Origin of the sequence: Streptomyces sp. NBC_00704 (assembly GCF_036226605.1) — a bacterium.
GTDB lineage: Bacteria > Actinomycetota > Actinomycetes > Streptomycetales > Streptomycetaceae > Streptomyces.
Genome location: NZ_CP109000.1, coordinates 7,149,751 through 7,171,268, shown reverse-complemented (window position 1 = coordinate 7,171,268; position 21,518 = coordinate 7,149,751). Strand labels below are relative to the sequence as shown.

Below are 21,518 nucleotides of genomic sequence, written 5' to 3'. Positions count from 1 at the left end.
ATCAGACACGGACACGGACACGTCGATCGTCGGCCCGCCCCGCGAGAGCGGGAGGCCGGAGGCCGGAAAGCCGAAGGGCTCCGCCCCGGCCGTCAGCACGGAGCGGCGATGACCCCCAGCAGCGCCCTGGCGCACAACTCCCGCACCTGCTCGCGGGAGAGTTCCGAGCCGCGCAGCCACTCCAGGCAGACCGCCGTCGTGAACGCCAGCCAGCCGCGCACCGCGAGCCGTACGTCGGGACGCTCCTCGAAGACCCGGCCGAACTCGGGGTCGGCGCCCAGGGCCGCCAGCATCTGCTGCTCCTGCGCCGCGAGGGCCCGCTGGTAGACCTTGCGCACGGCCTGGTCCCCGGCGGCGTCCGCTCGGTGGAACGCCCGGTAGCCGTGCGCGTGGGACTCCACGTACTCCAGATAGACGTCGAGACCGGACGCGAGCTGTTCGCGGACCGGGACGCCGGGCACCGCCGCCGTCATGCGCAGCATCCGCTCGCTCTCGCGCTCGACCACCGCGGCGAAGAAGTCCCGTTTGGTGGGGAAGTAGTGGTACAGCAGCCCGCGCGAGACTCCGGCGATCTCGGCGACCTGCTCGATCCACACGTCGTCGTACGGGCTCTCCGAGAACAGCCGCGCCCCGACCGACAGGAGCTGTTCCCTGCGCTCCGCGGTGCCGAGCCGGCGCCGGGCGCGCTCCTCCCCCTGCTTCGCGGCCATGGGCGCACCTTACTTGACGCCGGTTCGACGGCGGCACCAGACTGACGCACGCTATTGAACCCACGTACAACATGCTCAACCTGCCGGTGCATCAAGGGAGATCGCGTCATGGCGGAGACGGGGACGACGGGCACGGCGAGCACGACGGGCACGGCGGGGACCGCGGGAGCGGCCGGGCCGGCGCAGTCCACGCGGACGACGACGGCGGCGGGGAGCGCGCCCGTGGACGCACTGCCGAGGGGCTTTCGCAGCGCGGAGCTGGGCTGGCCCGAGCTGGAGCGCATACCGCATCCGCCGTACCGGATCCCGCTGCTCGGCGACCTCCTGGGCGCGAGCCGGCGCACCCCGCTACAGGATTCCCTGAAGTACGCCTCGCAGCTGGGGCCGATCTTCCGCCGCAAGGTGTTCCACCGGGAGTTCGTGTTCGTCGGGGGCGCGGAACTGGCCGCCGACATGGCGGACGAGACCCGGTTCGCCAAGCACGTCGGGCTGGGCATCGCCAACCTGCGCCCCGTGGTGGGTGACGCGTTGTTCACGGCGTACAACCACGAGCCGAACTGGCAGTTGGCGCACGACGTCCTCGCGCCGGGGTTCAGCCGGGAGGCCATGGCCGCCTACCACCCGATGATGGTGGACGTCGCGGAGCGTCTGACCGGTCACTGGGACGCGGAACTCGCCGCGGGCCGGGCCGTGGACGTCCCCGGGGACATGACCAGACTGACGTTGGAGACGATCGCGCGCACCGGCTTCGGGCACGACTTCGGCTCCTTCGAACGCTCCCGCCCGCACCCGTTCGTCACCGCGATGGTGGGCACCCTCACCTACGCGCAGCGCCTGAACACCGTGCCCTCGCCCGCCCTGCTGCGGCGGGCCACGCGCCGCAACGAGGCCGACATCGCCTTCCTCAACCGCACGGTCGACGACCTGGTGCGGGCGCGCCGGTCGGCGGGCGGCGGGGAGGGCGACCTGCTCGACCGGATGCTCGACACCGCCCACCCCACCACGGGCGAACGGCTGTCGGCGACGAACGTGCGCCGTCAGGTCGTCACCTTCCTGGTGGCCGGTCACGAGACGACCTCCGGCGCGCTCTCCTTCGCGCTGCACTACCTCTCCCTCGACCCGCGCCTCGCGGCCCGCGCCCGCGCCGAGGTGGACCGGGTGTGGGGGGACACGGCCGTGCCCGGCTACGAGCAGGTCGCGAAGCTGCGCCTCGTGCGCCGGGTGCTCGACGAGGCGCTGCGGCTGTGGCCGACGGCGCCCGCGTTCGCGCGCGAGGCCAGGGAGGACACCGTGCTGGCCGGCGAGCACCCGATGCGGCGCGGCGGCTGGGCGCTGGTCCTCATCGCCATGCTGCACCGCGACCCCGGGGTGTGGGGGCCCGACGCCGAGCGCTTCGACCCGGACCGCTTCGACGCGCGGGCCGTGCGCGCACGGGCCCCGCACACCTACAAGCCGTTCGGCACCGGCGCCCGGGCCTGCATCGGACGGCAGTTCGCGCTGCACGAGGCCGTGCTCGTGCTGGGGCTGCTGCTGCGCCGCTACGAACTGCGGCCGGACCCCGCCTACCGGCTGCGGGTCACGGAACGGCTGACGCTGATGCCGGAAGGGCTGCGGATACGCCTGGAACGGCGCACCCGGACGGGGGACGGCGACGCGGGCGGTGCCGCCGCCGGGGCTCAGGAACGCGACGGGTGCGAGGGGCGCGGGGGCCGTGGGGGGCGTGGGGGGCCGGGATCAGGATCCGGCTGTCCAGTGCGCGGGGCGGGCGACTGACTCCGGCAGGCGGGTGCCCGCGCTCCCCCGGGCCGCGTTCACCTGCGGCTGGGTCAGGAAGAACGCGCCGCTCAGATCGGCGTCCGTCAGGTCGGTGTCGCGCAGGTCGGCGCCGATCAGGTCGGCCCGGCGCAGGTTAGCGCCGGTGAGGTCGGCGGCGATCAGACAGGCGCCGCGCAGGTTCGCCCCGCGCAGGTCGGCGCCCTTGAGCCGGGCCCCCACCAGGTCGGCGCCCCGCCGGTCCTTCCGGCGTCCGGGGACGCCCGCGCGGGCCAGTTCGCTGGTCCTCAGCAGCAGCGCGTTGACGTCCTGCCGGTGGGCGGGCACGTCGAGCGCGGCCAGCTCGTCCGGGGACAGCCGGGTAAGGGCGTCGGTGCGGTCCAGGAGCCGGCGCAGCTCACCGTGGACCGGCCGGGCGGCGGGGAGGGCGAGCGCCTCGTTGAGATACCAGAGGAGTTCGTGGAGCTGGCGGACCACCGGGAACGCCTCGGACATGCGCCGGGCCTCCTCGCGCGGGGCCGTGCTCCGGTCCCGGCCGCCGAAGGTGACCTGGGAGACCTTCTGGCCGGCGCCGAAGCAGTCGTAGACGGTGCAGCCGCTGAAGCCGGACTCCCGCAGCCGGGCGTGGATGCCGCAGCGGTGGTCCGCGCCCAGGTTCGGGCACGCCTTGCCGGCGGGCTTGTCGAGGGCGAAGTCCGCGGAGCGGGCGAAGGGCAGGGCCACACAGCACAGTCCGAAGCAGTTCTCGCAGTCGCCGCGCAGTTCGGCCCGGTCCACCGTCGTCTCTCGCATGCCGCCAGCCTACCGACCTGCCGGGCTACCGTTCGAACAGCTCGAACGCGACGGCGGGCCTGCCGCCGAACCTCTCCCCAGCCGCCGTCGTCGTCCCGGTCAGGAAGCCCCGCGCATAGTCCTCGGGCGGCTCGTCGGTCAACGCCTCGATGTACGTGCGGTGTTCGAGGAGGGAGGCCACGGCACGCTCCAGACCCGGCGACGCGTCCACGGCGTGGGTGGGCGACGAGGACCCGGCGACCGCGACCCAGCGCACCCCGTCCCAGGGCTGGAGGCCCTGCTCCTCGAGTTCGGGGAAGATCCAGCGGTTGCCGGCGTCCCCCGCCGCGTCGAGGACGGCCCGGCCGACGGCGACGTGGTCGGGGGTGTTCCAGGCGACCCCGCCCCAGGTGTCGCGGTGGTTGAGGGTGATCACCAGTTCGGGGCGGTGCCTGCGGACGGCGGCGGCGATGTCGCGGCGCAGGGCCGGACCGTACTCGACGACGCCGTCGCGGTGGTCGAGGAACTCGACCGACGACACGCCCACCACGGCCGCGCTCGCCCGCTGCTCCCGCTCGCGCAGCGGGCCGCACTCGGCGGGCGCGAGGGTGTCGATGCCCGCCTCGCCGCGGGTCGCCAGCACATAGCCGACCTCGCGGCCGCCGTCGGTCCAGGCGGCGATCGCCGCGGCGCACCCGTACTCCAGGTCGTCCGGGTGCGCCACCACGGCGAGGGCGCGCCGCCAGTCCTCGGGCATGGGGCGCAGCTGAGGGGTCGTCGGCTCGGTCATGCCCGCAGACTATCCGGTGACCGCGGCGTCACGCCTCGTCACGGGCCAGGGCGAGCAGGCGGTCCAGGACGCGCGGGCCGCCGGCCCGGACGCCGTCGTGCTCGAACTCGTCGGTGACCCAGGTGCGCAGTCCGCGGATCGCGTGCGCGGTGCGCAGCGAGTGGGCGGTGTCGACGTACAGGTCGTCGTGGTAGATCGCGGCCGCGACCGGCACCTCGTTGGCGGCCAGGCGCGCGGGGTCGTAGAGCGCGGGCCAGTCGGTGCGGGCGGCGAGGATCCCGGCGGTCTCGCGCAGCGGGCGCAGGGCGGGGTCGGCGTCGAACATCCAGGGGTGGATCGTTTCTCCGGTGAGCAGCAGCGGGCCGTCCCCGGTGAGCGTCTTCGCGGCGTCGAACGGCGGGAACTCGGCGCGCACCCGCTCGGCCGCCCAGTCGGTGGGGCGGGCGCCCTGTGCGTAGATCGATTCGTGGACGAGGGCGTAGAGGGGGTGGCCCGCGAAGGAGAGCTGACCCTGAAGTTCCTCCTGGAAGGCGTCGGACAGCTCCGGGCCCCGGGGGGTGGTCACGAAGGCCTCTTCGAGGAGGTGGTGCAGCCGGTGGCTGCCTTCGCCGCCGCCGAGGAGGATGCCCAGGGTCTGGAAGGCCTCCACGGTCAGCCGGTAGCCGTTCGGGAGGGTCACGTCGTGGTGCAGCAGGTGCTCGGCGATGCGGCGGGCGCGTTCGACGTCCTGCGGGTAGCGGGCGTAGTGCGCGGCGTTCTTGCGCTCCATGCGCGGGTAGGCGGCGCGGTAGACGTCGTCGGCGTGGGCGTCCAGGGAGGGCAGCCCGCCGGCGATCAGGGCGGCTGCCAGGCCCTCGGGCGCGAGGGAGAGGTACGTGACCGCGCAGAAGCCGCCGAAGCTCTGGCCGAGAACGGTCCAGGGGGCGCCGCCGGTGACCTCGGCGCGGATCAGTTCGCAGTCGCGGACGATGGAGTCGGCGCGGAAGTGCGCGAGGTAGGCGGCCTGTTCGGCCGGGCCGCCGCGCAGCGGGAGGGTCTGGCGGTTGGCCGGGGTGGAGTGGCCTGTGCCGCGCTGGTCGAGGAGCAGGACGCGGTACTCCTCCAGCGCGCGGCCGAGCCAGGCCGGCCTGCCGACGAAGCGGTGGGCGCCGAAGCCGGGGCCGCCCTGGAGGTAGACCAGCCACGGCAGGTCCCGGTCCGCCTTGTCGCTCGCGACGACCTCACGGGCGTAGAGCCCGATGGTCTCCCCGGCCGGGTCGGCGTGGTCGAGGGGCACGGTGAAGCGGCGGTCGGTGAGGACGACGCCGGGCTGGCGGTAGCTGACGGACAACGGGGGCTCCCGGGACGATCGGTGTGCGGACCGCGGTCCAGTCCAGCACATGTCCGGGCGGCTCCACAGCCCGGGGATCATGAACGGCGCGGAACCGCCGCCCGGGCGCCGTGCTGAACGGCGGCTCAGTACGCTCCTGAACGGCCGTTCAGCGGGGCCCGGCCGCCGCTCACCGTGCCGACAGGCTCGACCTGCGCACGACCAGTTCCGGCTCGAGCACCACGCGCCGGTGCTCGTGCGTCCGCTTCCCGCCCGCGCCGTCCAGGGCGTTCTCTTCCGTCTCCTCCAGGAGCATCTCGGCGGCCAGGGCGCCCATGGTCATGGCGGGCTGGCGCACCGAGGTGAGCGGGACGGCCGCGGCGGCGGCGAACTCGATGTCGTCGTAGCCGACGATGGCGAGGTCGTCGGGGACCGTGACGCCGGCCGCGTACATGGCCTGAAGGACGCCGAGGGCGAGCAGGTCGTTGGCGCAGAACACGGCGGTCGGGCGGTCGGCGAGGCCGAGCAGCCGGGCGCCCGCGTCGCGTCCGGCGGCGACGTCGAGCCGTTCGGTGGGCAGTTCGCGCAGGCTGCCGGGGCCGAGGCCGGCCTCGGCCAGCGCGTTCAGCGCGCCGGTGCGCCGGTCGCGGACCTGGGTGAAGCCGGACGGGCCGCTGACGTAGGCGATCGAGCGGTGGCCGGCGTCGATCAGATGCCGCACGGCGAGCGCGCCGCCCGCCACGTCGTCCACCGACACCGAGCACTCGGCCGTGCCCTCGGAGACCCGGTCGACCAGGACGAAGGGAATGCCGTGCCGGCGGAAGGACTCGATGTTGCGGCCGGTGGCGTCGGCCGGGGTGAGCAGCACGCCGCGCACCCGCTGCTCGGCGAAGAGCGACAGGTACTCGGCCTCCTCGCCGGCGCTCTCGGCGCTGTTGCAGACCATGACGCCGAGACCGGCGTCCCGGGCGGCGCGCTCGGCGCCGCGGGCGACGTCCACGAAGAAGGGGTTGCCCATGTCGAGGACGAGCAGCCCCATGATGCGGCTGCGTCCGGCGCGCAGCTGACGGGCGGACTCGCTGCGGACGTAGCCGAGGCGGTCTATCGCCGACAGCACCCGGGCGCGGGTCTCCGTGGCGACCGTGTCCGGGCGGTTGATGACGTTGGACACCGTGCCGACGGAGACTCCGGCGACACGGGCGACGTCCTTGATACCCACCGAATGAGCCATCAGGCGGGAACCTCCAGGTGGACGGGGCACGGCGGGACGACCTTCACATTACCTTCATCCCGCCGGGCTCCCGGCCGGGTCGGGGCGACGGTCACGCGGGCAGCGCGAAGTCGATGACGTGGAGCGCCGAGGGGGTCGTCCCGCTGGACTTCTCCTGGTACATGAACGACAGCACGTTGTCGGCCCTGACGCGCAGTTCGTCGATGACGGCCTCGCCGAAGGCGTTGAGGCCGCTGCCGTCGAAGAGGATCTTCCAGTCGGTGTACCCGGAGGCCTTCGAGGCGCCGGCGATCCTGCCGAACGGGAAGACCGCGTAGGCGTTGTCGTACTTGTCGAGCACCAGCTTGGTGCGCTGGCTGGAGCCGAGGACGACCGGGATCTCGGTCTTCTGCCAGCTGCCCGAGGCGTTCTTGCGCAGGTGGAAGGCGCGGCCGTTGGCGGTGCGGTCGGCGACGTAGTTCGTGGTGCACTGGCCGAAGCGGCCGGGGACGTAGCTGATGATCGCGTGCGGCCGGCCCGCGGAGTCGGTGGCCTGGCTCTCCTGGTTCATCAGCGAGTGGTCCGGGTTGAGCGCGTCCACGACGAGCCCGCCGTCCGTGACCGTCACCTTGTCGGAGCCGCCGGTGACGCCCACGACGGCGCCCGCGTCGTTGCGCCAGGTCCGGCCGCGGTCGTCGGAGTAGACGTAGCCGGTGTCGTGGTTGGTGATGCCGCCGCCGTTGCACATCACGGCGCCGTTCTGCTCGCGCCAGGTGAACAGCGAGTGCAGCCGCCCGTCGACGCCGTAGTCGATGCCGTGCAGGTACATGTTGCGGGCCGTGCTGGATCCGTGCTCGCTGGTGTAGGCGCCGGTGGAGGCGGACCACTCGCCGAGGTCGCGCCACGTCGAACCGTCGTACTCGGCGAGGGCGTTGCGGCCGTTGCCGGAGATGCCGGCGCGGTAGCTGAGCTGGAGCCGGCCCTCGGGGGTGGAGACGAACTGCGGGTAGGTGAACTGGCTGGTGAGCGCGAGTCCGTCGAGGGTGGTCTGCACGGCGCCGAACCTGGACGACGTCCAGGACGTGGTCGCCGGGTTGTCGAGGAGGCCGGCGACCGACTTGACGTAGAAGAAGCCGTCGCTGTGGGAGTCCATGTCGAGGTGGAGCCGGCCGTCGGTCTTCGAGACGCCCATGGAGATGACGTTGTGCGAGTCGCTGGACTTGAGCTGGTGCGGCAGGGTCACCGTGGACCAGGTGGTCCCGCCCAGAACCCGGCGGGCGACGACCGCGCTGCGCGTGGCGGTGTACCAGGTGGCGTACTGGTAGCCCTTGTAGGTCAGCAGCCCGTTCTTCTGGAACGAGTTGTTGTTGACCAACCCGTCGTAGGACACGAAGAACACGGCTTGCGCGTCGAGTTGCGTGGTGCCCTTCTTCGTGACCGACGGGCCGGGGTCGGCCGCGCGTGCCGTTCCGGCGGCGAGCAGGGGGGTTGCCGCGGCGCTGAGGAGGGTTCCGGCGAGCAGGGTGCGTCGTCTCATCTCGGGGACTCCGTTGTCGTTCGAGAGCGGGGGGGGGTGGGGGGCGGGGCGTTGTGCGGGGGTTCAGGCGAGGTGGAAGACCTCGGTGAGCGGCTTCATGGCCTCGTCGGGCCGGGCGCCGTCGAGCGACTCGAAGAACGGGCCCATCTGCGCCTGCCAGCGGGCGTTGACGTCGGTGGCCTCCATCGCGGCGCGGGCGGCCGCGAAGTCCTCGGTCTCCAGGTAGCCGACGAGCAGACCGTCGTCCCGCAGGAAGAGCGAGTAGTTGTGCCAGCCGGTGGCCGAGAGAGCTTCGCGCATCTCCGGCCACACGGCGGCGTGGCGTTCGCGGTACTCGGCGAGCATGTCCTGACGGACCTTGAGCAGGAAACAGACGCGCTGCATGAGTACCGCTCCTCGGTGGGGGGTTGAGGGGAGTGACGGATTCGAGGTGACCAGGACGACCAGGGTGACTAGAAGTTGAACTGGTCGATGTTCTTCGCGTTGAACACGGTCGGCTTGCCGAGGCTGATCACGCCGTCCTTGCCGATGGTGTAGGTGGTGGCGCCGGCCTTGAAGGTCTCGCCCTCCTTGCCGGTGATCTGGCCCGAGACGAGCGCGACCGCGGTCTGCGCGGCGAGCGCGCCGAGCTTGGCGGGGTCCCACAGCTCGAAGGCGTCGACGGTGCCGTTCTTGACGTAGGTGCGCATGTCGTTCGGGGTGCCCAGGCCGGTCAGCTTGACCTTGCCCTTGTACTTGGAGCCCGACAGGTACTGGGCGGCCGCCTTGATGCCGACGGTGGTCGGGGAGACGATCCCCTTCAGGTTCGGGTACTGCTGGAGCAGGCCCTGGGTCTGCTGGAAGGACTGCTGGGCGTCGTCGTTGCCGTAGGCGACCTTGACGAGCTTGACGTCCTTGTACTTCGGGTCGGCCAGCTCCTTCTTCATGAAGTCGATCCAGACGTTCTGGTTCGTCGCGGTCTGCGCGGCCGACAGGATCGCGATCTCGCCCTTGTAGCCGATCTGCTCGGCGAGCAGCTGCACCTCGGTACGGCCCAGGTCCTCGGCGGAGGCCTGCGAGACGAACGCGTTGCGGCAGCCGGGGTTGGTGTCCGAGTCGTAGGTGACGACCTTGATCTTGTTGCTCATGGCCTGCTTGAGCGCGGTGCACAGGGCGCCCGGGTCCTGCGCGGACACGGCGATCCCGTCGACCTGCTGCTGGGTGAGGGTGTTGACGTACGACACCTGGCCGGAGGTGTCCGTGGCGCTGGACGGGCCGACCTCCTTGTAGCTGGAACCCAGCTCCTTCAGGGCGGCCTCGCCGCCCTTGTCGGCGGAGGTGAAGTAGGGGTTGTTGACCTGCTTGGGCAGGAAGCCGACGGTCAGGCCCTTCTTGGTGGCCGCGTTCGGGTCGGCCTTGCCGGCGGAGGCGGCGGCGCCGGAGCTGTCGTTCTTCACGTCCTCCTTGGTGGTGCCGCCGCAGGCGGTGGCGGCGAGGGCGAGCGAGGAGACGGCGGCGAGGGCCGCGCAGGCACGGCGGAGCGATGACTTGCGCATGATGTGCAGTTCCTTCGGGAGGGTGGGCGGAGCGGGTTACGGCGTCGGTGTCGAGGCGGCTGTCTGACGGCCCGCCCTCGCGACGGAGATCTGCCGTGCGACCCGGGGGCCGAGCACGGAGACGACGAGCAGGACGCCGGTGACGACGATCTGCGACTGGGCGGAGACGTCCTGGAGGCTCATCACGTTCTGCGCCGCGCCGAGGAGGAAGACTCCCGCGATCGCGCCGCCGAGCGTGCCCTTGCCTCCGTCGAAGTCGATGCCGCCGAGGAGGACGGCCGCGATGACGGAGAGTTCGAGGCCGGTGGCGTTGTCGTAGCGGGCGCTGGCGTAGTGCAGCGCCCAGAAGATGCCGGTGAGGGAGGCCATGAGGCCGGTCACGGTGAACAGGATCAGCTTGTTGCGCCTGACCCGGACGCCGGCGAACCGCGCGGCTTCCTCACTGGCGCCGATCGCGAACAGCGAGCGGCCGAACGGGGTGGCGTGCAGGACGAGGACGGCGATCGCGAACAGGGCGACGAAGGGCAGGAACGCCTGCGGGAGGAAGGTGTCCCCGAGGCGTCCGGCCGCGAAGTCCAGGTACCGGGTGGGGAAGTCGGTGACCGCGTCGGAGCCGAGCACGATCTGCGCGATGCCCCGGTAGGCGGCCAGGGTGCCGATGGTGACGGCGAGGGACGGCAGCCCGAGCCGGGTGACCAGCAGGCCGTTGACGAGCCCGCAGACCACGCCGAGCAGCAGGCAGACGGGGATGATCGCCTCGATGGTCATGCCCTGGTTCCACAGGGCGCCCATGACCGCGCCGGACAGGCCGGCGGTGGAGGCGACGGACAGGTCGATCTCGCCGGAGACGACCAGAAGGGTCATCGGCAGCGCGACCAGCGCGATCGGCAGGGTGTTGCCGATCAGGAAGGACAGGTTCAGCGCGTTGCCGAAGCCGTCCACGAAGGTGAAGGAGAACAGCAGCAGGACGATCAGGAGGGCGCCGACGACACCGTCCCACCGGAGGGCGGGCCGGCGGCTCGTGCGGGTGGGCGACTCAGCCATCGTGAGCGTCTCCCTTCGTGACGGGGGTCTTCGTGGCGGGGGCCGTCGAGGCGGGGGTCGTCGCGGCGGCGGTCCTGGCGGCGGCCGACTTCTTCTTCAGCGCGGACGCCACGCGCACGGCCACGACCCGGTCGACCGCGATGGCCAGCAGGAGCAGGACGCCGTTGATGGCGAGGACCCAGACCGAGCTGACGCCGAGGGCGGGCAGGACGCTGTTGATGGAGGTGAGCAGCAGCGCGCCGAGGGCGGCGCCGTAGACGCTGCCGGAGCCGCCGGTGAACACCACGCCGCCGACCACGACCGCGCTGACGACGGTCAGTTCGAAGCCGTTGCCCGTGCTGGAGTCGACGTTGCCGAACCGGGCGAGGTACATGGCTCCGGCGAGGCCGGCGAGGCCGCCGCAGAAGGTGTAGGCGGCGAGGATCCGCTTGCGCACCGGGATGCCGGCGAGCCGGGCGGCCTCGGGGTTGGAGCCGAGCGCGTACAGCTCGCGCCCGCTGCCGTAGTGCTTGAGGTAGTAGGCGGTGGCGACGAGGACGACGAGCGCGACCAGCGCGAGCCAGGGCACGGCCGCGAGGCCGCCGGAGCCGAAGTCCACGAACGAGTCCGGCAGGTCGGCCGCGGTGATCTGCCGGGAGCCGACCCAGATGGAGTCGATGCCGCGGATGATGTAGAGCGTGCCGAGGGTGACGACGAGGGCGGGCACCTGGCCGAGGCTGACCAGCAGACCGTTGAGGAGTCCGAAGCCGACGCCCAGCAGGACGGCCAGCACGATCGCGATCACCGGGTCGCCGCCGCCGTGCAGGTACGTGCCGGCGGCGAAGGCGCTGATGCCGAGGGTGGAGCCGACCGACAGGTCGACGTTGCGGGTGATGACGACCAGGGACTGGCCGGTGGCGACCAGCACCAGGATGGTCGCGTTCAGCAGGAGGTCCTTGATGCCCTGCTCGGACAGGAACTCGCTGTTGCCGGCCTGGGTGACGGCGATCATCACCAGGAAGACGACCAGGATGGCGAGTTCGCGCATCTTGAACACGCGGTCGACGAGCCGGGGGCCGTCGGGCCGGGGCGCCTCGGCGACGGGGGCTTGGTCGGAGGTGGTCACCGTCATGCGGCGGCCCTCCCGGTGGCTGCGGCCATCACGGTTTCCTCGGTGGCTTCGGTGCGGGGGATCTCGGCGGTGAGCCGGCCCTCGTGCATCACCAGCACGCGGTCGGCCATGCCGAGGATCTCGGGCAGGTCGGAGGAGATCATCAGGACGGCGACCCCGTCGGCCGCCAGCTCGGACAGCAGCCGGTGCACCTCGGCCTTGGTGCCGACGTCGATGCCGCGGGTCGGCTCGTCGACGATCAGCACCTTGGGGCCGGTGGCCAGCCATTTGGCGAGGACGACCTTCTGCTGGTTGCCGCCGGAGAGCGTGTTGACGGTGTCGGCGATCCGGGCGTACTTCACCTGGAGCCTGACCGCCCAGTCGAGGGAGCGGCTGCGTTCGGCGCCGCGGTCCATCAGGCCGGCCTTCACGGTGGTGCGCAGTCCGGTCAGGCCGATGTTGCGCTCGATGGACATGTTCATCACCAGGCCCTGGGCGCGCCGGTCCTCGGGGACCAGGGCGAGGCCGGCGGCCATCGCGGTGGAGGGCGCGCCGTTGGTGAGCGGGCGGCCGTCCACGACGACCTCGCCGGCGTCCCTGCGGTCGATGCCGAAGACCGCGCGGGCGACCTCGGTGCGGCCGGCGCCGACGAGTCCGGCGAGGCCGACGATCTCACCGCGGCGGACCTCGAAGGAGACGTCGGTGAAGACGCCCTCGCGGGTCAGCCGGCGCACGCTGAGGGCGACCTCGCCGGGAGTGACGTCCTGCTTGGGATACAGCTCGTCGAGATCGCGGCCGACCATCCGGCGGACCAGATCGTCCTCCGTCATGCCCTCGACCGGTTCGGTGGCGATCCAGGCGCCGTCGCGCAGGGTGGTCACCCGTCCGCAGATCTCGAAGATCTCCTCCAGCCGGTGCGAGATGAACAGGACCGCCGCGCCCTGCTCGCGCAGGGTGCGCACCACGCCGAAGAGGCGGGCGACCTCGCTGCCGGTGAGGGCCGCGGTCGGCTCGTCCATGATCAGGACGCGGGCGTCGAAGGAGAGCGCCTTGGCGATCTCGACGATCTGCTGGTCGGCGATGGACAGGCCGCGCGCCGGGCGGTCGGGGTCGAGCCGGACGCCGAGGCGCTTCATCAGGGCGGCGGTGGCCGCGTGGGTGGCCTTGTGGTCGATGCGGCCGAGGGCGCGCCGGGGGCGGCGGCCCATGAAGATGTTCTCGGCGATCGACAGGTCGGGGAAGAGCGTGGGCTCCTGGTAGATCACGGCGATGCCGGCGTCGCGGGCGTCGCCGGGACCGTGGAAGACGACGGGCTCGCCGTCGAGCAGCACCCGGCCGGCGTCCGGTCGGTGCACCCCCGCGAGGGTCTTGATCAGGGTCGACTTGCCCGCGCCGTTCTCCCCGGCGAGGGCGTGGACCTCGCCTGGAAACAGCTCCAGGGAGACGCCCCGCAGGGCGCGTACGGCGCCGAAGGACTTGGCTACGTCCCTGAGCGCCAGCACCGGGGCAGGTCCCGTGTCGGACGGGTGGGTCATGGGTGGCTCCTCGACGACGTCCGTGCATCGATGCCCCTGAGGGCCGTCACGGCGTCGTGAAAGGTTTCAACTGGATGGCCGGGACGTTAGGCATGACGGCTATGTCACGTCAATGGGTACGTGTCGAAAACTTTTCGATAGCCGAAGGTCACACAGCGGTCACGGACAACGAGCCAGGCCCGGGGGGTTGACACTCCCCCCGCGGGCTCATAGCTTCCCGTTCTGAATCGTTTCATCACCGGCGTTTCCAGAAGCGTCCGCGAAAGGCCTTGCAGCCGCCGCGGGTGGTCTTCCGGACCGATGTCACAGGAGCCCGAAGTGACCGACCTCGCAGCGGTGAAGGCCGCGCTGAAGACCCAGGCCGTCGAGACACCGTCGTGGGCGTACGGCAACTCGGGGACCCGGTTCAAGGTGTTCGCCCAGCAGGGCGTGCCCCGCACCCCGCAGGAGAAGCTGGACGACGCCGCACAGGTGCACGCGTTCACCGGGGTGGCCCCGACCGTCGCGCTGCACATCCCGTGGGACAAGGTGGAGGACTACTCCGCACTTGCGAAACACGCCGAGGACCGGGGCGTGAAGCTCGGGGCGATCAACTCCAACACCTTCCAGGACGACGCCTACAAGCTCGGCAGCGTCTGCCACCCGCAGGCGTCGGTCCGGCGCAAGGCCGTCGACCATCTGCTGGAGTGCGTCGACATCATGGACGCGACCGGCTCGGCCGACCTGAAGCTGTGGTTCGCGGACGGGACCAACTACCCCGGCCAGGACGACCTCCGCGCGCGGCAGGACCGGCTGGCCGAGGCCCTGGCCGAGGTGTACGCGCGGCTCGGCGACGGACAGCGGATGCTGCTGGAGTACAAGTTCTTCGAGCCGGCCTTCTACTCGACGGACGTGCCCGACTGGGGCACGGCGTACGCGCACTGCCTGAAGCTGGGCCCCAAGGCGCAGGTCGTCGTCGACACCGGGCACCACGCGCCCGGAACCAACATCGAGTTCATCGTCGCCACGCTGCTGCGGGAGGACAGGCTCGGCGGGTTCGACTTCAACTCGCGCTTCTACGCCGACGACGACCTCATGGTGGGCGCCGCCGACCCCTTCCAGCTGTTCCGGATCATGTACGAGGTCGTGCGCGGCGGCGGCCTCTCCGCCGACGTCGCCTTCATGCTCGACCAGTGCCACAACATCGAGGCGAAGATCCCGGCCATCATCCGCTCCGTGATGAACGTGCAGGAGGCGACGGCCAAGGCACTGCTCGTCGACCGCTCGGCGCTGGCCGCCGCGCAGGCCTCGGGGGACGTGCTGGAGGCCAACGCCGTCCTGATGGACGCGTACAACACGGACGTGCGGCCGCTGCTCGCGGAGGTTCGCGGCGAGATGGGGCTGGACCCCGACCCGATGGGCGCCTACCGGCGGTCCGGGTGGGCCGAGAAGATCATCGCCGAGCGGGTGGGCGGGGAGCAGGCCGGTTGGGGCGCGTGAGCGTCCGCGGTGATCTGTCCCGTCGCGGGGTGCGGGCCGCACGAGGCTGGTCGCGCAGTTCCCCGCGCCCCCTGGTAAGTCCGCTCGCCCTCTCCTGAGAAGTAAGGAAACTCCATGTCCACCCACCCCGAAGCCGCCGCCCTCATCGATCGGTCCCGCCGGCTCGGCGCCGACCCGCGCAACACCAACTACGCCGGCGGCAACACCTCCGCCAAGGGGACCGCCACCGACCCCGTCACCGGCGGGGACGTCGAGCTGATGTGGGTGAAGGGGTCGGGCGGCGACCTCGGCACGCTCACCGAGTCCGGGCTCGCCGTGCTGCGGCTGGACCGGCTGCGCGGCCTCGTCGACGTCTATCCGGGCGTCGAGCGCGAGGACGAGATGGTCGCCGCGTTCGACTACTGCCTGCACGGCAGGGGCGGGGCAGCCCCGTCCATCGACACCGCCATGCACGGGCTCGTCGACGCCGCCCACGTCGACCACCTGCACCCCGACTCCGGGATCGCGCTCGCCTGCGCGGCGGACGGGGAGAAGCTGACCGCCGAGTGCTTCGGCGACGCGGTCGCCTGGGTGCCGTGGCGGCGGCCCGGCTTCCAGCTCGGACTGGACATCGCCGCCGTCAAGGAGGCCAACCCGCGGGCGATCGGCGTGGTGCTCGGCGGCCACGGGATCACCGCCTGGGGCGACAGCGCCGAGGAGTGCGAGCGCAACTCGCTGCACATCATCCGCACCGCCGAGGCGTTCCTCGCACAGAAGGGGAGGGCCGAGCCGTTCGGGCCGGTCGTCGCCGGGTACGAGGCGCTGCCGGAGGACGAGCGCCGGCGGCGGGCCGCCGCGCTCGCCCCGCACGTGCGGGCGATCGCCTCGCAGGACCGGCCCCAGGTCGGGCACTTCACCGACTCCGAGCCCGTGCTGGACTTCGTGGCACGGGCCGAGCACCCCCGGCTCGCCGCGCTCGGCACCTCCTGCCCGGACCACTTCCTGCGCACCAAGGTGCGGCCGCTCGTCCTGGACCTGCCGCCCACGGCCGCCCTGGAGGACGCCGTCGCCCGGCTGGCGGAGCTGCACGCCGAGTACCGCGAGGAGTACGCCGCCTACTACGCCCGGCACGCCGAGCCCGGCTCCCCCGCGATGCGCGGCGCCGACCCGGCGATCGTGCTGGTGCCGGGCGTGGGCATGTTCTCCTTCGGCAAGGACAAGCAGACGGCCCGGGTCGCCGGCGAGTTCTACGTCAACGCGATCAACGTGATGCGGGGCGCCGAGTCGGTGTCGTCGTACGCGCCGATCGAGGAGTCGGAGAAGTTCCGCATCGAGTACTGGGCGCTCGAGGAGGCCAAGCTCCAGCGGATGCCGAGGCCCAAGCCCCTGGCCACCCGGGTGGCGCTGGTCACGGGCGGCGGCAGCGGGATCGGCAGGGCGATCGCGCACCGGCTGTCCGCCGAGGGCGCCTGCGTCGTCGTCGCCGATCTGAACGGCGAGAACGCGGCCGCCGTCGCCGAGGAGCTCGGCGGGCCCGACCGGGCCGTCGCCGTCACCGTCGACGTGACGTCCGAGGAGCAGATCGCCGCCGCCTTCGAGGCCGCCGCGCTCGCCTTCGGCGGGGTCGACCTGGTCGTCAACAACGCCGGCATCTCGATCTCCAAGCCGCTGCTGGAGACGTCGGCGAAGGACTGGGACCTCCAGCACGACATCATGGCCCGCGGGTCCTTCCTCGTGTCCCGCGAGGCGGCCCGCGTGATGATCGCGCAGAGGCTGGGCGGCGACATCGTCTACATCGCCTCGAAGAACGCCGTCTTCGCCGGCCCGAACAACATCGCCTACTCCGCCACCAAGGCCGACCAGGCCCACCAGGTCCGGCTGCTCGCCGCCGAACTGGGCGAGCACGGCATCCGCGTCAACGGCGTCAACCCCGACGGCGTGGTGCGCGGGTCCGGCATCTTCGCGGGCGGCTGGGGCGCGCAGCGGGCGGCCGTGTACGGGGTGGAGGAGGACAAGCTGGGCGAGTTCTACGCGCAGCGGACCATCCTCAAGCGCGAGGTGCTGCCCGAGCACGTCGCCAACGCCGTGTTCGCGCTGACCGGCGGCGAGCTGACCCACACCACCGGGCTGCACATCCCCGTCGACGCGGGTGTGGCGGCCGCTTTCCTCCGGTGACGGCCGTGAAGTCGTACGCCGCCGTCGACCTCGGCGCGTCCAGCGGGCGCGTCATGGTCGGCCGGGTGGGCCCGGACGCCCTGGAGCTGACCGAGGCCCACCGCTTCCCCAACCGGCCGGTCCGGGTGCCGGAGGGACTGCGCTGGGACGTGCTGTCCCTGTACGCGGGCATGCTGGACGGGCTGCGGGCGGCAGGGCAGGTGGACTCCGTCGGCATCGACAGCTGGGCCGTGGACTACGGCCTGCTGGACGCCGACGGGGCCCTCCTGGGCAACCCGGTGCACTACCGGGACGCGCGCACCGAGGGCGTCGCAGAGAAGGTGTGGGCCACGATGCCGGCGGCCGAGCTGTACGCGGCGACGGGACTGCAGTACGCGCCCTTCAACACCCTGTACCAGCTCACGGCGGCCGCCGGCACGGCCCAACTGGCGCAGGCACGACGGCTGTTGCTCATCCCCGACCTGCTGTCCCACTGGCTGACGGGCGAGCAGGGCACCGAGCTGACCAACGCCTCGACGACGCAGCTGATCGACCCCCGCACCGGCGACTGGGCCCGCGGCGTCGCCGCGCGGCTCGGCGTCGACCTGGAGCTGTTCGCTCCGCTGCGGCGGCCCGGCGACCCGGCGGGACTGCTGCTGCCCCAGGTGCTGGAGGAGACGGGACTGACCGGTCCGGTGCCGGTGACCACCGTCGGCTCGCACGACACGGCGTCCGCCGTGGCCGCCGTGCCCGCCGCCGGTGCGCACTTCGCCTACATCTGCACCGGCACCTGGTCGCTGGCCGGGCTGGAGCTGGCGGCGCCCGTGCTCACCGAGGCGGGCCGGGCCGCGAACTTCACCAACGAGCTGGGACTGGACGGCACGGTCCGCTATCTGCGCAACATCATGGGCCTGTGGCTGCTCCAGGAGTGCGTGCGGGCCTGGGGCGGTCCCGAGCTGGGCGCTCTGCTGCGGGACGCGGCCGCCGTGCCGGCGCTGCGGTCGGTCGTGGACGCGGGCGACGCCGCCTTCCTCGCGCCCGGACGGATGCCGGAGCGGATCGCCGAGGCGTGCCGGGCGTCGGGGCAGCCGGTTCCGCGCACGCCCGGGGAGATCACCCGCTGCATCCTCGACTCCCTGGCCCTCGCCCACCGGCGGGCGATCGCCGACGCCCAGCGGCTCGCGGACCACCCGGTCGACGTCGTCCACATCGTCGGCGGCGGCACCCGCAACGCGCTGCTGTGCCAGCTCACCGCAGACGCCTGCGGGCTGCCGGTGGTGGCCGGTCCCACGGAGGCCGCGGCGCTCGGCAACGTGCTCGTCCAGGCGCGGGCGCACGGGCTGGTCGGCGACCGCGGCGACATGCGCCGGCTGCTGGCCCGCACGCAGCCCCTGACCCGCTACGAGCCGCGGGGGGACGCCGCGCGGTGGCGGGAGGCGGAAGCCCGGCTCGCCGCGCGCTGACCCGGGGCTCCCCCGGACCGCGACGCCGGACTACTCTTCACTCATCCGATGACCTACCCCGAGGAGCCGCGATGCGTGTCGCACTGTTCCTGACCTGTGTCAACGACACGCTCTATCCGGAAACCGGCCGCGCGGTGGTGAAACTGCTGACCAGGCTGGGCGTGGAGGTCGACTTCCCGATGGCGCAGACCTGCTGCGGCCAGGCGCACTACAACACCGGCTACCGCCATGAGGCCGAGCCGCTGGCCCGCCATTTCTCCGATGTATTCGGTGAGTACGAGGCGATCGTGACGCCGTCCGGATCGTGCGGGGCGATGGTGCGCGAGCTGTATCCGCGGATGGGCGAGCGGGCCCGCGCCGAGGGGCGCGGCGGCACGCTGGCCGCCACGGTGGCCCCCGTGGTCCCGAAGACCTACGAGCTGACCGAGTTCCTGGTCGACGTGCTCGGCGTGACCGACGTCGGCGCGTACTACCCCCGCACGGTGACCTACCACCCCACCTGTCATGGGCTGCGCGGGCTGGGCCTCGGGGACCGGCCCCGGCGGCTGCTCCAGGCCGTCCGGGGCCTGGAGCTGGTCGAGCTGCCGGGTGCCGACGAGTGCTGCGGCTTCGGCGGCACGTTCGCGGTGAAGAACGCGGACGTCTCGGCGGCGATGGGCGCCGACAAGGTGCGCAACGCCGAGTCGACGGGCGCGCAGGTGCTGTGCGCCGCCGACAACTCCTGTCTGATGCACATCGGCGGGACCATGTCCCGGCTGCGGACCGGGATGCGGCCCGTGCACATCGCGGAGATCCTGGCGAGCACGGAAGCGGAGCCGGCGCTGTGAGCGGGACGTTCGTCGGGATGCCGGCGTTTCCGAAGGCCGCGCGCGAGGCCGTCGCCGACACGACCCTGCGCGGCAACCTGCGGCACGCCACGCACACCATCCGCGCCAAGCGGGAGGCGGCGGTGGCGGAGGTGTCCGACTGGGCCGCGCTGCGCGAGGCCGGCAAGCAGATCAAGGACCACACGCTGCGCCATCTGGACCGCTACCTGGTGCAGTTGGAGGAGGCGGTCACCGCGGCCGGGGGCACGGTCCACTGGGCGGTGGACGCGGACGAGGCCAACCGGATCGTCACCCGGCTGGTGAAGGAGACGGGCGAGTCGGAGGTCGTCAAGGTCAAGTCCATGGCGACACAGGAGATCGGCCTCAACGAGGCGCTGGAGGCCGAGGGCATCCGGGCCTACGAGACCGATCTCGCCGAGCTGATCGTGCAGCTGGGCAGGGACCGCCCCTCGCACATCCTGGTCCCGGCCATCCACCGCAACCGGGGCGAGATCCGGGACATCTTCCGGGCGGAGATGGGCGCGTGGGGACGCCCGGCCCCGGAGGGCCTCACCGACACGCCCGCCGACCTCGCCGAGGCGGCCCGGCTGCATCTGCGCGAGAAGTTCCTGCGGGCGAAGGTCGGGATCTCCGGCGCCAACTTCATGGTCGCCGAGACCGGCACCCTGGTCGTCGTCGAGTCCGAGGGCAACGGCCGCATGTGCCTCACCCTGCCGGAGACGCTGATCTCCGTCGTCGGCATCGAGAAGATCGTGCCGACCTGGCGCGACCTGGAGGTCTTCCTCCAGACCCTGCCGCGCTCCTCGACGGCCGAGCGCATGAACCCGTACACGTCGATGTGGACCGGCGCGGAAGGCGACGGGGCGGGAGGAGGGGACGGCCCGCGCACGTTCCACCTGGTGCTGCTGGACAACGGCCGCACCGACACCCTCGCCGACGAGGTGGGCCGCCAGGCGCTGCGCTGCATCCGCTGCTCGGCCTGTCTGAACGTGTGCCCGGTGTACGAGCGGGCGGGCGGCCACGCCTACGGCTCGGTGTACCCGGGCCCGATCGGCGCGATCCTCAGCCCTCAGCTGCGGGGCACCGGGAGCGAGATCGACGCCTCGCTGCCGTACGCGTCCTCGCTGTGCGGCGCCTGCTACGAGGTGTGCCCGGTCGCGATCGACATCCCGGAGGTGCTGGTGCATCTGCGGGAGCGGGTCGTCGAGGGCGGTCCGGTCACCCGGGCCGGGAACAAGGCCGTGCTCAAGCCCGCCAAGGGGCACGCCGCCGAGCGGGCGGCGATGCGCGCGGCGGGCTGGGCGTTCGCCCGCCCCGGCGTCCTGCGCGCCGGGCAGCGCCTCGCGTCCCGCACGCGCGGCCTGCACCCGCGGACCCTGCCCGGCCCGGGCAGGGCGTGGAGCGCCACGCGCGATCTGCCGGCGGTGCCCGCCGAGCCGTTCCGCGACTGGTGGCAGCGGACGAACGGCGGCGCCACCGAGGAAGGAACGGCGAAGTGAGCAGCAGGGAACTGATCCTGGGCCGGGTGCGGCGCGCGCTGGCCGACGTCCCGCCGGACGACACCCCGTACGAGGACGCCGTCGCGCGTGACTATCTGCGCGAGCACGGCGAGCGCACCGCGGCGCAGGACGTGGAGCTGCTCGCGGAGAACCTGGCCGACTACCGGGCGCTCGTGCACCGGTGCGACGAGGGCGAACTGCCCGCCCTGCTGGCCCGGTTGCTCGCGGAGCGCAAGGCGGCGACCGTGCTCGTGCCGCCCGGCCTCGACCCGGCGTGGCTCGCGGAGTCGGACGTCACGCGGGTGGCGGACCGGCCGGAGAGCGGGCCGCACGAACTCGACGCGGTGGACAGCGTGGTCACGGCGTGCGCGGTGGCCGTCGCCGAGACCGGGACGATCGTGCTGGACGCCGGTCCCGACCAGGGCCGGCGCCGCATCACCCTGGTACCCGATCACCACGTGTGCGTGGTGCGCGCGCCCGCCCAGGTGGTGTCCTCCGTGCCGCAGGCCCTCGAACGGCTCGATCCGCGGCGTCCCGCGACGTGGATCTCGGGCCCCTCGGCGACCAGCGACATCGAGCTGGACCGGGTGGAGGGGGTGCACGGCCCGCGCACCCTGGAGGTGGTCATCGTCGGCTGAACGGGCCGCCGACGACCGCGACGTCCACGGTGACGGGCCCCTGCGGCGGCGGGGCCGGCGCGCCGGGCGGTGCGGTCCGCGGCCCGTACGACTCCGCGGTCTCCACCTGCTCGTCCTGCTCGTCCCCGGCGGCCGGGTTCCCGCGCCGGACCCGGCCTCGCCGTCGCCCCCGCCC

Annotated in this window: 18 protein-coding genes; 7 read left to right on the top strand and 11 right to left on the bottom strand. The window is 72.5% G+C overall.

Going from position 1 to position 21,518, the window contains the following annotated elements:
* Nucleotides 1–92: 92 nt before the first annotated feature.
* On the bottom strand, nucleotides 93–710 hold the full coding sequence (locus tag OG802_RS31135; protein WP_329415906.1) for a TetR/AcrR family transcriptional regulator: 618 nt from the start codon (nucleotides 708–710) through the stop codon (nucleotides 93–95).
* Between the two features lie 108 nt (nucleotides 711–818).
* Between OG802_RS31135 and OG802_RS31130 the strand changes: the two genes are divergently transcribed.
* Nucleotides 819–2,483 (top strand): cytochrome P450, encoded by a 1,665-nt coding sequence (locus OG802_RS31130; protein ID WP_329415905.1) that lies wholly within the window; start codon nucleotides 819–821, stop codon nucleotides 2,481–2,483.
* Here the strand turns inward: OG802_RS31130 and OG802_RS31125 are convergent.
* The 10 genes from OG802_RS31125 to OG802_RS31080 form a co-directional block, all read right to left on the bottom strand.
* A complete protein-coding gene (locus tag OG802_RS31125; protein ID WP_329415904.1) occupies nucleotides 2,445–3,275 on the bottom strand; it encodes a pentapeptide repeat-containing protein in 831 nt (276 codons plus the stop codon). The genes OG802_RS31130 and OG802_RS31125 overlap by 39 nt on opposite strands.
* Before the next feature lie 25 nt (nucleotides 3,276–3,300).
* Nucleotides 3,301–4,044 (bottom strand): PIG-L deacetylase family protein, encoded by a 744-nt coding sequence (locus tag OG802_RS31120; protein ID WP_329415902.1) that lies wholly within the window; start codon nucleotides 4,042–4,044, stop codon nucleotides 3,301–3,303.
* A 28-nt stretch (nucleotides 4,045–4,072) separates the two neighbouring features.
* Nucleotides 4,073–5,374 carry an alpha/beta fold hydrolase gene (locus tag OG802_RS31115; RefSeq protein ID WP_329415901.1) on the bottom strand — a complete coding sequence of 434 codons (1,302 nt, stop codon included), beginning with the start codon at nucleotides 5,372–5,374 and terminating at the stop codon, nucleotides 4,073–4,075.
* 169 nt (nucleotides 5,375–5,543) lie between these two features.
* Nucleotides 5,544–6,584, bottom strand: coding sequence for a LacI family DNA-binding transcriptional regulator (locus OG802_RS31110; protein ID WP_329415900.1), 1,041 nt, complete (start codon nucleotides 6,582–6,584; stop codon nucleotides 5,544–5,546).
* Nucleotides 6,585–6,675: 91 nt separating this feature from the next.
* On the bottom strand, nucleotides 6,676–8,100 hold the full coding sequence (locus OG802_RS31105; protein ID WP_329415899.1) for a BNR repeat-containing protein: 1,425 nt from the start codon (nucleotides 8,098–8,100) through the stop codon (nucleotides 6,676–6,678).
* Nucleotides 8,101–8,163: 63 nt separating this feature from the next.
* Nucleotides 8,164–8,484, bottom strand: a complete 321-nt coding sequence (locus OG802_RS31100; protein ID WP_329415898.1) for an L-rhamnose mutarotase — start codon at nucleotides 8,482–8,484, stop codon at nucleotides 8,164–8,166.
* A gap of 68 nt (nucleotides 8,485–8,552) precedes the next feature.
* Nucleotides 8,553–9,635: a rhamnose ABC transporter substrate-binding protein gene (rhaS, locus tag OG802_RS31095; RefSeq protein WP_329415897.1), complete on the bottom strand. Its 1,083-nt coding sequence runs from the start codon at nucleotides 9,633–9,635 to the stop codon at nucleotides 8,553–8,555.
* 36 nt (nucleotides 9,636–9,671) lie between these two features.
* On the bottom strand, nucleotides 9,672–10,679 hold the full coding sequence (locus OG802_RS31090) for an ABC transporter permease (RefSeq protein WP_329415895.1): 1,008 nt from the start codon (nucleotides 10,677–10,679) through the stop codon (nucleotides 9,672–9,674).
* Complete coding sequence (locus OG802_RS31085; RefSeq protein WP_329415893.1) at nucleotides 10,672–11,790, bottom strand: ABC transporter permease; 1,119 nt, start codon at nucleotides 11,788–11,790, stop codon at nucleotides 10,672–10,674. Before OG802_RS31085 ends, OG802_RS31090 begins: the two co-directional genes overlap by 8 nt.
* Nucleotides 11,787–13,304 (bottom strand): sugar ABC transporter ATP-binding protein, encoded by a 1,518-nt coding sequence (locus tag OG802_RS31080; protein WP_329415892.1) that lies wholly within the window; start codon nucleotides 13,302–13,304, stop codon nucleotides 11,787–11,789. The genes OG802_RS31085 and OG802_RS31080 overlap by 4 nt, the downstream gene beginning before the upstream one ends.
* Before the next feature lie 318 nt (nucleotides 13,305–13,622).
* Between OG802_RS31080 and rhaI the strand changes: the two genes are divergently transcribed.
* The 6 genes from rhaI to OG802_RS31050 all read left to right on the top strand — a co-directional run bounded on the left by rhaI (nucleotide 13,623) and on the right by OG802_RS31050 (nucleotide 21,343).
* Nucleotides 13,623–14,783, top strand: coding sequence for an L-rhamnose isomerase (gene rhaI, locus OG802_RS31075; RefSeq protein WP_329415891.1), 1,161 nt, complete (start codon nucleotides 13,623–13,625; stop codon nucleotides 14,781–14,783).
* 114 nt (nucleotides 14,784–14,897) lie between these two features.
* Complete coding sequence (locus OG802_RS31070; protein ID WP_329415888.1) at nucleotides 14,898–16,937, top strand: bifunctional aldolase/short-chain dehydrogenase; 2,040 nt, start codon at nucleotides 14,898–14,900, stop codon at nucleotides 16,935–16,937.
* A 5-nt stretch (nucleotides 16,938–16,942) separates the two neighbouring features.
* Entirely contained in the window at nucleotides 16,943–18,379 is a 1,437-nt protein-coding gene (locus OG802_RS31065) for a rhamnulokinase (RefSeq protein WP_329415886.1), read from the top strand.
* Nucleotides 18,380–18,450: 71 nt separating this feature from the next.
* Entirely contained in the window at nucleotides 18,451–19,206 is a 756-nt protein-coding gene (locus tag OG802_RS31060; protein WP_329415885.1) for a (Fe-S)-binding protein, read from the top strand.
* A complete protein-coding gene (locus OG802_RS31055) occupies nucleotides 19,203–20,705 on the top strand; it encodes a LutB/LldF family L-lactate oxidation iron-sulfur protein (protein WP_329415884.1) in 1,503 nt (500 codons plus the stop codon). The genes OG802_RS31060 and OG802_RS31055 overlap by 4 nt, the downstream gene beginning before the upstream one ends.
* On the top strand, nucleotides 20,702–21,343 hold the full coding sequence (locus OG802_RS31050; RefSeq protein ID WP_329415882.1) for a LutC/YkgG family protein: 642 nt from the start codon (nucleotides 20,702–20,704) through the stop codon (nucleotides 21,341–21,343). The genes OG802_RS31055 and OG802_RS31050 overlap by 4 nt, the downstream gene beginning before the upstream one ends.
* Nucleotides 21,344–21,518: the final 175 nt, after the last annotated feature.

Bases quoted from the DNA above. Each gene is read 5' to 3' on its own strand.
- OG802_RS31085 (WP_329415893.1), bottom strand. From the start codon at position 11,790: ATGACGGTGACCACCTCCGACCAAGCCCCCGTCGCCGAGGCGCCCCGG.
- OG802_RS31105 (WP_329415899.1), bottom strand. From the start codon at position 8,100: ATGAGACGACGCACCCTGCTCGCCGGAACCCTCCTCAGCGCCGCGGCA.
- OG802_RS31120 (WP_329415902.1), bottom strand. From the start codon at position 4,044: ATGACCGAGCCGACGACCCCTCAGCTGCGCCCCATGCCCGAGGACTGG.
- OG802_RS31060 (WP_329415885.1), top strand. From the start codon at position 18,451: ATGCGTGTCGCACTGTTCCTGACCTGTGTCAACGACACGCTCTATCCG.
- rhaS (WP_329415897.1), bottom strand. From the start codon at position 9,635: ATGCGCAAGTCATCGCTCCGCCGTGCCTGCGCGGCCCTCGCCGCCGTC.
- OG802_RS31080 (WP_329415892.1), bottom strand. From the start codon at position 13,304: ATGACCCACCCGTCCGACACGGGACCTGCCCCGGTGCTGGCGCTCAGG.
- OG802_RS31110 (WP_329415900.1), bottom strand. From the start codon at position 6,584: ATGGCTCATTCGGTGGGTATCAAGGACGTCGCCCGTGTCGCCGGAGTC.
- OG802_RS31125 (WP_329415904.1), bottom strand. From the start codon at position 3,275: ATGCGAGAGACGACGGTGGACCGGGCCGAACTGCGCGGCGACTGCGAG.
- OG802_RS31135 (WP_329415906.1), bottom strand. From the start codon at position 710: ATGGCCGCGAAGCAGGGGGAGGAGCGCGCCCGGCGCCGGCTCGGCACC.
- OG802_RS31100 (WP_329415898.1), bottom strand. From the start codon at position 8,484: ATGCAGCGCGTCTGTTTCCTGCTCAAGGTCCGTCAGGACATGCTCGCC.
- OG802_RS31070 (WP_329415888.1), top strand. From the start codon at position 14,898: ATGTCCACCCACCCCGAAGCCGCCGCCCTCATCGATCGGTCCCGCCGG.
- OG802_RS31090 (WP_329415895.1), bottom strand. From the start codon at position 10,679: ATGGCTGAGTCGCCCACCCGCACGAGCCGCCGGCCCGCCCTCCGGTGG.
- OG802_RS31130 (WP_329415905.1), top strand. From the start codon at position 819: ATGGCGGAGACGGGGACGACGGGCACGGCGAGCACGACGGGCACGGCG.